General features: G+C 39.6%; 12 protein-coding genes. 4 read left to right on the forward strand and 8 right to left on the reverse strand.

The window, feature by feature from the left end; all coding sequences use genetic code 11:
* Positions 1 to 72: 72 nt before the first annotated feature.
* The 6 genes from H5159_RS00940 to H5159_RS00965 are packed head-to-tail and all read right to left on the reverse strand — an operon-like array spanning position 73 to position 5,058.
* Positions 73 to 1,500, reverse strand: coding sequence for a tetratricopeptide repeat protein (locus H5159_RS00940; RefSeq protein ID WP_182779542.1), 1,428 nt, complete (start codon positions 1,498 to 1,500; stop codon positions 73 to 75).
* 19 nt (positions 1,501 to 1,519) lie between these two features.
* On the reverse strand, positions 1,520 to 2,176 hold the full coding sequence (locus H5159_RS00945; RefSeq protein WP_154904278.1) for an energy transducer TonB: 657 nt from the start codon (positions 2,174 to 2,176) through the stop codon (positions 1,520 to 1,522).
* 1 nt (position 2,177) lies between these two features.
* Entirely contained in the window at positions 2,178 to 2,582 is a 405-nt protein-coding gene (locus tag H5159_RS00950) for a biopolymer transporter ExbD (protein WP_182779543.1), read from the reverse strand.
* 4 nt (positions 2,583 to 2,586) lie between these two features.
* Entirely contained in the window at positions 2,587 to 2,967 is a 381-nt protein-coding gene (locus H5159_RS00955) for a MotA/TolQ/ExbB proton channel family protein (protein ID WP_002960812.1), read from the reverse strand.
* Positions 2,960 to 4,285, reverse strand: a complete 1,326-nt coding sequence (locus tag H5159_RS00960) for a MotA/TolQ/ExbB proton channel family protein (protein ID WP_154904277.1) — start codon at positions 4,283 to 4,285, stop codon at positions 2,960 to 2,962. The genes H5159_RS00955 and H5159_RS00960 overlap by 8 nt, the downstream gene beginning before the upstream one ends.
* Positions 4,285 to 5,058 (reverse strand): DUF3450 family protein, encoded by a 774-nt coding sequence (locus H5159_RS00965; RefSeq protein ID WP_154904276.1) that lies wholly within the window; start codon positions 5,056 to 5,058, stop codon positions 4,285 to 4,287. Before H5159_RS00965 ends, H5159_RS00960 begins: the two co-directional genes overlap by 1 nt.
* Positions 5,059 to 5,275: 217 nt before the next feature.
* On the opposite strand from H5159_RS00965, the gene H5159_RS00970 reads away from it, so the two are divergent.
* Positions 5,276 to 7,456, forward strand: a complete 2,181-nt coding sequence (locus H5159_RS00970) for a TonB-dependent siderophore receptor (protein ID WP_182779544.1) — start codon at positions 5,276 to 5,278, stop codon at positions 7,454 to 7,456.
* Positions 7,457 to 7,545: 89 nt separating this feature from the next.
* Positions 7,546 to 8,226, forward strand: a complete 681-nt coding sequence (locus H5159_RS00975; RefSeq protein ID WP_002960803.1) for a Fe2+-dependent dioxygenase — start codon at positions 7,546 to 7,548, stop codon at positions 8,224 to 8,226.
* Between the two features lie 938 nt (positions 8,227 to 9,164).
* Here the strand turns inward: H5159_RS00975 and galE are convergent.
* Entirely contained in the window at positions 9,165 to 10,181 is a 1,017-nt protein-coding gene (gene galE / locus H5159_RS00980; protein ID WP_182694742.1) for a UDP-glucose 4-epimerase GalE, read from the reverse strand.
* 276 nt (positions 10,182 to 10,457) lie between these two features.
* Between galE and H5159_RS00985 the strand changes: the two genes are divergently transcribed.
* Complete coding sequence (locus tag H5159_RS00985; RefSeq protein WP_024606381.1) at positions 10,458 to 10,949, forward strand: DUF3016 domain-containing protein; 492 nt, start codon at positions 10,458 to 10,460, stop codon at positions 10,947 to 10,949.
* 48 nt (positions 10,950 to 10,997) lie between these two features.
* Here the strand turns inward: H5159_RS00985 and H5159_RS00990 are convergent, their stop codons facing one another.
* Positions 10,998 to 11,288 carry a prephenate dehydrogenase gene (locus H5159_RS00990; RefSeq protein WP_182779545.1) on the reverse strand — a complete coding sequence of 97 codons (291 nt, stop codon included), beginning with the start codon at positions 11,286 to 11,288 and terminating at the stop codon, positions 10,998 to 11,000.
* Positions 11,289 to 11,359: 71 nt separating this feature from the next.
* On the opposite strand from H5159_RS00990, the gene H5159_RS00995 reads away from it, so the two are divergent.
* Entirely contained in the window at positions 11,360 to 11,569 is a 210-nt protein-coding gene (locus tag H5159_RS00995) for a hypothetical protein (protein WP_002960797.1), read from the forward strand.
* Positions 11,570 to 11,577: the final 8 nt, after the last annotated feature.

Consider the following 11,577-nt stretch of genomic DNA (forward strand, 5'->3'; position numbering starts at 1 on the left):
GAAATTACGAGCTTTGCTCGTCACAGCCAGCAAGCTGTGCTTATACAAGTAAATTTAACCACGGCGTTAAACTTACCCTTCTTGGCGCACTATATTCTCAAGGGCGCGAATATTAGTAATTAAGTCCTGGCGTTGTGGGTTGGCTTGTAATGCTTTTCTAAGATGCTTTAGCGCACTCGGGTAGTCTTTAGAATCAATCGCTATTTGCGATAATCCAAGCCACGCCGATAGTTGGTAATCAGGCAGAGCTTGTGCACGAACGTACATAAGTTTTGCTTGGGTAAGTTGGCCTTTACTACGATATATACTCGCTAAACTAAGTAGGGCATCACCTAAATTCGGGTTTATTTTAAGTGCATTATTTAAGCTTCTAAGAGCACGTTTAGTATTACCTTGTTGCATAGCAATTTGTGCGCTGTATACAGAAAACTGCGCTTGTTCATCACGGGGTAGCTGCTTAGTTAATCTTTTTGCGCTGCCTATTAGCTCTTTAGCTAAATCCCATTTTTGTTGAGATACAAGCCAGCCTAAAGTTTGCATCGTGGTATTAATAACCTCAACTTGCTGCTGTTTAGTGGCGTGTTTTAAACCTTGCTTTAATAAACTCACAGCGCGTTCAGTGCTGCCTTCACTTAAATGCAGCTGGGCTGCTAAAAGCTGGTTACTGGTATCTTTAGGGTTGAGTTTTAAGGCCACTTCAATAGCAGCAAGCGCTTGCTTTTTTTGATCAAGCTGTAATGCTATTTGTGCACGTTGCAGCCAAAGTTCAGCTTTATCAGGGCTTTTATTAAGTAATTCTTTTAGTAATGCACTTGCCTGACTTAAATCACCCGATTCAATTAACGCAAACAATAGACCTTGTTGATATTGGCTTGTTTCTGGCGCTAGCATAAGCGCTTGGCGGTAGGCCGCTACTGCGCTCCAAGGTTGGTTGTGCTGTACGTGTATATAAGCAAGTTGCGCATAACTTTGTGCATCAGCTTGGCCAAGTTCAATACTGTGAACTAGATGTGTTTGCGCTTTATCATACTTTGCTTGTTGCATGTATAAAAGGCTCAAACCTTGGTGAGCTTTTACTAAATCAGGTGATGCTTTTAAACATGCTAAATAAGCGGCTTCTGCTTTATCAAAATCTTTTGTTGAAAGCAGTACTTGTGCACGTAATAAGTTTAAAGCAGTGCTATCTTGGCTTATATCTCGGCCTTTAAATAGCGCCGCAACTTCACTGTAATTACCGGTTTGTAATAGTGGTTGTACTTGGCGAGCAAAACCGCGCTCGGTAGGCTCAATAAGAACCTCTGTAGGGCCTAGTAATTTATTATTTATAGCCAACTGCCATGTTGGATCGCTAGGCGATAACGTTACTTTTAGTGGCGCACTTTTTAATGTCGTACTAGCAGCGCTTGCATGCACGCTACTTACACCTAATAAAGGGAGTGAGCACATTAAAGTAGTGATAACTGCGCGAGTTAATGGTTTTAGCGTTTTAAATATATTCATATTTTTCATTTTAATAGGCTTAAGGTTTAAATTCGATTGGCCAAATAAAGCGAGCGCGTACGGTTTCACCTTCTTTTTTAGGTGCACTAAAGCGGCTTTGTTTAATAATTTTGTCGATAGCTGGTTTAAGTTCAGGGTATGGGTTTTGTACTACCTCAATTAAACTTAACTTGCCACTTTCATCAATAAATACATCGAGTTTTACAGTAAATACATCAACACCTCGGCGGGTTAAGCTTTTTGGTAAAACGGCCTTGACGGGAGTAAGTAAAGTGGGGAGACCATCGAGTTGATTTAAGCTAAATGCATCCCAATTTACACTCATTGATTGCCATTGTGGCGCGCTTACTTTTACGTTGGGTGTATCGGGTTTTACAATACTTAAATCACTCTTTATCTTAATTTTTACGGCTTGAATTGACGCGCCTGCACCTTCTACCGCTAAGCTTTGCATTGGCTCACTTGTTTGCTGTTGTGATATTGATGGAGGTGGCGGAGGTGGCAGTGCCACCATGGCAATCTCACGTACAACCACTTTGTCTTGTATATGGTGTTCAGCAAGTTGCCCAAGCCATAAAAGCAGTAATGCAGCACTAAGCACAATGAGGCTAAGGCCAAATGCAAACAGCGGATGGCGATTGTTTTTTGTTTTTTGAAGCGAGTTAATCGTGTGCATACTATTGCTTGGTCGCTAAGTTAACTTGCGCCGCGCCTGCCAGCTTTGCTTCGTCAATTACTTGAACAAGTAACTCAGTAGGTACTGTTTTATCAGCTTGAATAACCACAGGACGTTGTTGCTGTTTTAACATTTGCTCGACACTACTACGCACACCAGCAACACCAATTTGGCTGCCATCAAAAAATACTTGTTGGTTGTCGGTTATTGCTAAAAATATAACTTGCTGCTCAAGAAGACTAGCCGATACGGCTTGTGGTTTATCAACCTCAACGCCGCTTTCGCGTACAAATACGGTTGTAACAATAAAAAATATTAGCAATATAAATACCACATCAAGTAGCGGCGACATATCGATATGTTGCCCCGCTTCTTGCTCTAGCTTGTGCTTTAAACGTGATTGCATAGTGTTACCCTAACTGCTTACTTAACGTATGTAATTTAGGATTACGCTGCGAATACGCTAAATACGCTTGCATTAACCACGCAGGAATAGCGCACACAAGACCCAATTGAGTTGTTAGTAATGCGTCACCAATGGCGTCACTCATTAACTCGTTATGGCCCAGCGCCATTACTTTAAATGTATCAAGCAAACCAACAATGGTGCCTAATAAACCAAGTAGCGGAAGCGCTGCAGTTAAAATAGAGCTAACTTCTTGCCAATAACCTTTGCGCTGCGCTTGGTATTGTTTAAGGTGCAGTAAGTCATGAAAAATCAGCTGGTATACAAATAAAGCGAGTAAAAGAATACACCAGCAAATAGGGTTACTAACGATTTTCTCAAACATTGGTTTCTCCTTTCTCTAGTTGACTTAGCTGTAATGCAAAGCCTTCTAGTTGGCTGTAATACGCTTTTGCTTTACGCGATAACAGTGCATTTAAAACGAGTGCAGGTATAGCAACAACTAAACCTAACTCGGTAGTTATAAGTGCTTGTGCAATACCGCCCGATACAACTTCTGGATCGCCTGAGCCAAACAAGGTCATCATTTTAAATGTTTCGATCATGCCGCTAACAGTGCCTAATAACCCAAGTAGTGGGGCTACTGCTGCAGTAACGGCAATAGCGCCAATAAAGTTATCGAGTTTATGCTTATCATGAATTAACTGATTAAATAATTGATCGTCTCGTACTTGTCCTTTTTCGCTTTGCAGCGTTAAGTTAAATAGCTGCTGCTGCATGCCTGCAAATTCACTGCTATTTTCAGCTTTAAAAAGTTGCTGTAATTGCATTTGAGAGTGCATTTTAATTTTACTTAAACGTAGTAGCTGTGCGGCTTTTAATAGCGCAATGGTAAGTGCAAAGCAGGCAAATAAAATAATAGGGATAGCCCATAAACCGCCTTTTTCTAGGTGTTCAAGCGGACTTTCTTGTTGGGCTTGGCTAGTTACTAAGTGCGTTAAACTAGGATCAAAAGTAAGTAATGTAGAGCCTACACCGTTTTGCTTTAAAGTATTATCGAGTGGGTTGTCGTCACTTGTTGATTGTACTAACGCTACTTTTAATGCATTAGATTCATCATCTAAATTTAATAAACCCATAAGTTTAGGTGTTTGCGTACTAAACCATGCAACAGGCCCTACTTGAAGGGTATTAGCTTGGCTTAATTCGCCATTACTTAGCACAACCGATTGTTTTTTTAACTGTGGATAAAGTGCCTGCTCTTGATTATTAATTAGCGATACAACACGGCTTAATAACTCGTTTTGGCTATTAGCCGACTCGTTACTGCTAGCACTATTGCTGATATTTTGGCGTACAAAACGGCTAAGTAAGTTTAATTGATATTGCTGCTGCTGTTGCCAAGTGTCTAATCGGGTTTGTAACTGATCAAGGCTTAATGTGTTTTCGTCAGCTAGGCGGCGATTAACGGCTGCTTGTTCGCGTAATTTACTGAGCGATTGCTGCTTGGTAAAAATTTGCTTTGCAAGGATTGCTTGCTCTTTTGAAATGCTATTTTGAGTTTTATTTAGAGTACGCTGCGCTGTTTTAATATCACTTAAAATACTTTGCTTAGCATCATCACTGCTAGCTGCAAAAGATATGTTTGCACTAAAAAGTAAAACTGTGGCGCTAAATACTTTAATTATGCTGTTATTCGCCATTATTTAGCCCCTTGCTGGTTTTTATTTACATAACTTAATATAGGGAGTGTTACCCAATCAGCAGCGCGCTTTTTTTGCTGTACAGCAATACCCAGTGCAACTTGTTCTGCATTAATGCTTGAATCAAATTCCCACTGCCAACCTAAGTCACTTGGAAAACCAATACCTACATAACTTAAGTCTTCGCTTACAAACCATGCTTGAGCTGCACCTAAATAAAGCTGCTTAACCCATACTTCTTGCCCGTCAGGATGCTTAATAGCCATTTCGTGAATAGAAATACGTTGTTGAAAATCATTAAGTAGAGTCAGCATTTTTAGTGCTGTTTGTAATTTGTCAGTTGTACTGAGTTTTGAATCGCTTAAATCACCGGCGTTTTTCCAACTACTCAAAAGGGGCGGGGGGAGTTGCACTTGTAATGAAAGTAATTGCCCAGAAATATGTGCTAGTTGATCATTTAATTGCTGTTGATCATTTTCAAGTTCTGATTGCTGAGTTACAAGCTGTTCGCGTTTTTGGGCAAGCTCACTGGTGCTTTTTTTTCTACGCTGATTAAGCTCGCTAAGTTGCTGCTGCTCGGCATTAAGAAGCGTTAAGGTTTGCTCCATACTGCTTTTTTGTTCAAGCCAATGAGTATTTAATTCTGTGTTTTGATTTTCTATTTGTAGCCATTTATTAACGAGTTGTTCTAGCTCACTAACAGTGTCGGCTTTTACTGCCATAGTGCTACAAAGCGCGATAACTACGCTAATTGGTTTAATTAAGCTTCGCATTACTTAACAACAATCCTGAAAGTTACGACAAGCAATTACAAGGACGTAATTACTGTTAATTTTTAAGTGTGTATACAATATAGGAATTCACATAACAATGCAATTGATAACAGTTATCGTTTACATTGCTTTGTTTGAGTGGTAGGATTTCGCCGAAATTAAATATGTACCTTAAATTAACAATAGTTAAGTGCTTAATAAAAACTACGGAGTAACCATGAGTAAGCCATCGAATAAAGGAAATGCGTACGTGAAGCCAATTGCAGCGGTTGTTACAGCTACGCTTTCAACTTGGGCAAGTGCACAGGATGTTCAAGAACTATCGGTAACCAAAGCAGAAACTAAAACTGAGTCTAGTTATGTTGTAGAAAAATCAACGTCGCATAAATACACTCAACCGCTACTCGATACAGCTAAAACGGTAACAGTAATCAACCAAGCGGTAATGAAAGACAGAAACGTAGATAGCCTACGTGATGCTTTGCGTAATGTTTCAGGTATTTCTTTAGCAGCAGGTGAGGGTGGCTCACCTACTGGCGATAGCATGTCGATTCGTGGTTTTAGTGCAACAAATGATATTTTTGTTGATGGTATTCGCGATGTTGCAGGTTACACACGTGATATTTACAACATTGAAGCCGTTGAAGTTGCGAAAGGCCCAGGCTCTGCAGTTTCTGGTCGTGGCGCAACAGGTGGTAGTGTTAATTTAGAAAGTAAAAAGGCGAAGTTAGACAACTTTAACGACGTTTCTCTACGTTTAGGTACAGAAAACGATTACCGTGGTCGTTTTGATACTAACATTCAAGTAAACGACACAAGCGCACTACGTATTAATCTTCTTACTGATAAAGGTGATGTTGCAGGTCGCGACCATGTTGAAAACGAAACAAATGCTGTTGCGTTTGCATTTGCAACAGGGCTTGGTACAAACAGCCGTTTTGATTTAAACCTAGAGTATCAACGCCAAGACAATTTACCAGATTATGGTATTCCTTGGGTTTACAGTGATACGCCAGTAGCTGAACTTGCAGATAGTGCACGCTCACCTTCTCCTGTCGACTTTGATAACTTTTACGGTAATATTTACCGTGATTACGAAGATATTGAAGCCTACTCAACAACAGCTCGTTATGAGTATGATTTTTCTCAAAATACTACGTTACGTGTGCAAGGTCGTTTAGGTAAAGTTAAGCGTGAATCAGTAACAACTGCACCGCGTTATTTCTCGGTTACTACAGACACTGACATTACCTTTGCAGATGAAAAAACACGTGATACTGAAAATTCACTTGCTGCACTTCAAGTTGATTTAATTGGTAACTATGAATTTGCTGGCTTTACTCACGACGTAGTAGTGGGTGTTGAACTTGCAAATGAAACGTTTACACGCCATAACTTTGTTGCAACTACGCCTGATAACCTGATTGAAGATGGAATACGCAATGACTTATACAACCCTGATGCAACAATTGCATTTACGGGTGTGTACGGCCGTGACGGTACAAGCATTGAAGCTAAAGCTAAAAACCAAGCTATTTATGCATTTGATACAGTGACGCTTAACAAGCAATGGGAAGTTACAGGTGGAATTCGCTTTGATAGCTTCACTACGGATTATCACAACGATTACAATGATCCAAGCGCTTTAATTTCTACAAGTGACGACTTATTTAGCTGGAATGCAGCTGTAGTTTATAAACCTACAGAAAACGGCAGTGTATATTTAGGCGCGGGGAATTCATTTAATCCATCGGCTGAAAGCCTAACGGTATCTACGCGTTCAAATGCAGCTGATTTAGACGCAGAAGAAAGCCGCAGTTATGAATTAGGAACTAAATGGAGCCTAATGGATGGTCGCCTGCAAACTAATGCTGCACTTTTCCGTACTGAAAAAACCAATGCCCGTACTGATGACCCATTTGCAGATAGCTCAAGTGACGAAATACTCGGTGGTGAGCAGCGCGTTCAAGGTTTAGAGCTTTCAGCAACGGGCCTAATTACTAAAGAGTGGACTGTAATTGCTTCATACACTTACCAAGATAGCGAAGTAACTGAAGCATTAGGCGACGACGCAACTCAAGTTGGTAACGAGCTTGCGCGTACGCCTAAAAATAGCGCAAGCGTTTGGACCACGTACGATATGTCGGATAAGTTATCGTTTGGTTTAGGTGCGCAGTATGTAGGTGAGCGTTACAACGGCACTACGTCAACACGCTCTCGTGCGCCAGGTTATACTATTTTTGACATGATGGTTGCGTATGACATATCAAAAGATTTGAGCCTGCAGCTTAATGGTGAAAACCTAGGTGATAAAGATTACGTTGATCAGTTAGGTGGTGGACACTTTGTACCAGGTGATGGTCGTAAGTTTAGTTTAACAGCGAGCTACTCTTTTTAATTTTAAAACAAATTAAAAAATAAAAGTAAGCATAAGGGCAGGCCTATTACCTGCCCTTAATTATTTGATGAAAATGTGAGAGGGCGCACATGATAGTTAAAATTCCAGAGCTATTAACGAAAGAAGAAGTGGCGTATTGCCATGAGGTTTTGCTTAAAGCACAGTGGGCCGATGGCAGTATTACCGCAGGCCATCAATCAACCAAAGCAAAAAATAACTTACAGCTACCTGAAAATAGCCCTGAATGCCAAGAGCTTGGCGATATTATTATGGCAGCACTTGCGCGTAGTAATTTGTTTATGTCGGCAGCGCTTCCTGCAAAAATTTTTCCTCCGTTATTTAATTGCTATCAAGGCGGGCAATCGTTTGGTGTGCATGTAGATAATGCAATTAGACAAGTGCCGGGTACGCCAGTAAAAATTCGTACAGATGTATCAATGACGTTATTTATTAATGACCCCGAAGACTATGAGGGCGGTGAACTTGTTATTGAAGACACTTATGGCTCACACAGTGTAAAGCTGCCCGCAGGCAGTATGGTGTTATACCCTTCAACGAGTTTACATCGTGTAATGCCTGTAACGAGTGGGCGCAGATTAGCCTCATTTTTTTGGCTGCAAAGCATGGTAAACAGCGACGAAAAACGTGGTTTGTTATTTGATTTAGATATGTCGATTCAAAGTTTGCGCAGCAAAGTAGAAGATAGCCCAGAGATTATTCAATTAACAGGTGTGTACCATAACTTACTAAGACAATGGGCACAGACATAACGAAGATACTCTTTATTAAATACTGGATATAAGTATTTAAATATAAGTAATTAAAAGCTGCGCTTTTCGCGTGAGCAAGCTCAACGCCTACAGCCAAAACTTAACGCTGTGGTTAAATTACCTGTAGACGCGCAGCTTGCTGGCGTGACGCGCGAAGCTCGTAATTTCTAGGTTTTATATTTTTTCATTTACCCTCTTTTACTTCTCTTTGTGCAATAAGGTTTTAAGTGATTTATTCACAAAGAGGCTAAGAGGGCGCTGCGCTTTAGAGAAGTAAAAATAAATAATTACTATGTTTTATGTCTTCTCATTTACTCCTCTTTTGCTTCTCTTTGTGCAATAAGGTTTTAAGTGATTTATTCACAAAGAGGCTAAGAGGGCGCTGCGCTTTAGAGAAGTAAAAATAAATAATTACTATGTTTTATATCTTCTCATTTACTCCTCTTTTGCTTCTCTTTGTGCAATAATATTTTAAGTGATTTATTCACAAAGAGGCTAAGAGGTCACTGCGCTTTAGAGAAGTAAAATACATAATTACTATGTTTTTATGTCTTCTCATTTACTCCTCTTTTACTTCTCTTTGTGCAATAAGATTTTAAGTGATTTATTCACTAAGAGGCTAAGAGGGCGCTGCGCTTTAGAGAAGCCAAAATACATAATTACTATTGTTTTATGTTTTATGTTTTCTCATTTTCTCCTCTTTTACTTCTCTTTGTGCAATAAGATTTTAAGTGATTTATTAACAAAGAGGTTAAGAGGGCGCTGCGCTTTAGAGAAGTAAAAATAGATAATTACTATGTCTTCTCATTTACTCCTCTTTTACTTCTCTTTGTGCAATAAGGTTTTAAGTGATTTATTCACAAAGAGGCTAAGAGGACGCTGCGCTTTAGATAAGCAAAACTACATAACTTCTATGTTTTCTCACTTGCCGTTTTTACTTAACCCTTATAACCGTTAGGGTTATTTGACTGCCAGCGCCAGGTATCTTGCATCATTTCATCAATACCGCGCACTGCTTCCCAACCTAGCTCTTTAAGGGCTTTTTCTGGCGCTGCATAACACGCTGCAATATCACCAGGGCGGCGAGGTGAAACCTGATAGGGTACAGCCTGATCGCTTGCTTTAATGAATGCATTAACCATTTGTAGTACAGAGTAACCATTACCAGTGCCTAGGTTATAAACTAATGCACCCGTACTGCTGGCTATTTTATCAAGCGCTTTTAAATGACCAATCGCTAAATCTACAACATGTATATAGTCGCGCACACCGGTGCCATCAACTGTGTCGTAGTCATCACCAAATACAGCGAGTTGCTTTAATTTACCTACCGCAACTTGTGCGATAAAAGGTAAAAGGTTGTTTGGAATACCATTAGGATCTTCACCAATTAAGCCCGACTCATGTGCACCCACTGGATTAAAGTAACGCAAAATAGCAAACGCAAAGCGCTCATCTGATTTAGCGATATCTTGTAGCATCATTTCAACCATTAACTTAGATGTGCCGTAAGGGTTGGTAGTGCCGCCTACAGGGAAATCTTCTTTGATTGGTAAGCTTGCTGGGTCGCCGTAAACCGTGGCTGACGAGCTAAATACCAATTTAAATACACCTGCGTCGCGCATCGCATCAACAAGTGTAAGCGTACCTTGAACGTTGTTTTGATAGTACTCAACTGGCTTTGCAACCGACTCGCCTACTGATTTTAAACCCGCAAAATGTATAACACTATCAACCGTGTGTTTTGCAAATACAGAATCTAAAAAGGGTTTATCGAGAATATCGCCTTGGTAAAAAGTGGCTTCTTTACCTGTTATATTTTTTACGCGCGCAAGTGATTCTTGTGATGAGTTACTTAAGTTATCAATAACAACAACATCGTTACCTTGCTGTAAAAGTTCTAAAACAGTGTGCGAGCCAATATAGCCTGCGCCACCGGTTACTAAAATAGTCATGAAAGCTCCGTGGGTACCTTTTATCAATTAAGTTAATTTCACCATAAATAGAGGTGTTTTACATGTTTTATCTGTAATTTATATGATTTTAATCGTATTTTTTTGATATCAGCACATTAAATACTTTTGATTACATTTTGTGCAAAACAAGTAACACTTGATTCGTAAGATTAAGTTATAGTTAATAAACAAGTGCTAAAATAGCTTTAGTAATAGCTAATGCTAGGTTTACTCCAATCCACACTTTTGTGATTGGTTACCTCTTTGGAGAAAGATATGAATTTAGTTAAAAAAATAGCAACAACAATGTGTATCGCATTACCTGCGCTTGCCCATGCTGGTGAGTCTGTTGTTAAATGGAATGACTTTAATGATTATCGTGATGTGCGAGCGTCTAACCAAGCTAAGGGCTCGTATCACAAAAGTATTGCGGCAAGTTTTGAAAAACATATGTCTAAATTAGCTGAGCAACTACCAAAAGATTATAAGTTAAACGTAGAGTTTACTGATTTAGATTTAGCGGGAGATGTGCGTTATGGTGGTATGGAGGAAATTCGTGTAGTAAAACCAATATACTTTCCACGCATTAAGCTTAATTATTCGTTAACCGATAACGACGGTACAGTGCTTAGTAAAGATACTGATGTGGAGCTCAAAGATATGGGCTTTATGGATAAAATTAAAATGGGCCGCGACGAATCACTATATTACGAAAAACGCTTATTAACAGAGTGGTTTGGTGAGCAAATATTACCAAGTTTAGATTAACTTAAAATAAAAATGCCGCTAAATAGCGGCATTTTTGCTTTTTAATCTTTACTTAAAAGTAGCTAACAGCGTGAGTATTTGTTGTAACTTAATAACGGTTGTTTTAAGTTTTTCTTCATCAAAACCATCGTTAGATAAGCTTTCAACGTCAGCGGCTACGTCAAGAACATACGGCTTAAAGCGTTTAGCTTCAAAGCTAAAACAAGCATCTTGTGCAAATAAGGCTTTAAATTTGCCATGGCCTTGCTGTTGTAGTTCATCGAGTTTTTTGTCGGCATCAAGCGCCTGACGATAAACAATTTTTAAATTAGTATTGAGTTGTTCAATAATTGAATCCATGGTTTTCCTAAAGCTTTGTACTGCATGGCCGACATAATACTTGGATTACATTTAAAAGTCAGGTTTGTTATATGAATATATCAGGCACAAGTTTACCCGCTGTTTCTGGCTCAGGCCAAGGCAGTGAGCTTTATAGCGCTGCTTTATCTAAAAAGCAGCAACTAGCAGATGGCGCAGCAGCACTTGCACTTATTGAAGGTGCTGCACAATCGTCAAGTGCGCAAACACCGGCTAAATCGGTAACAGCATCATTGGGTAACAACGTAAATATATACGTTTAAATGCTGTT

The organism is Pseudoalteromonas sp. SG43-1 (assembly GCF_014164415.1).
Classification (GTDB): Bacteria; Pseudomonadota; Gammaproteobacteria; order Enterobacterales; family Alteromonadaceae; genus Pseudoalteromonas; species Pseudoalteromonas distincta.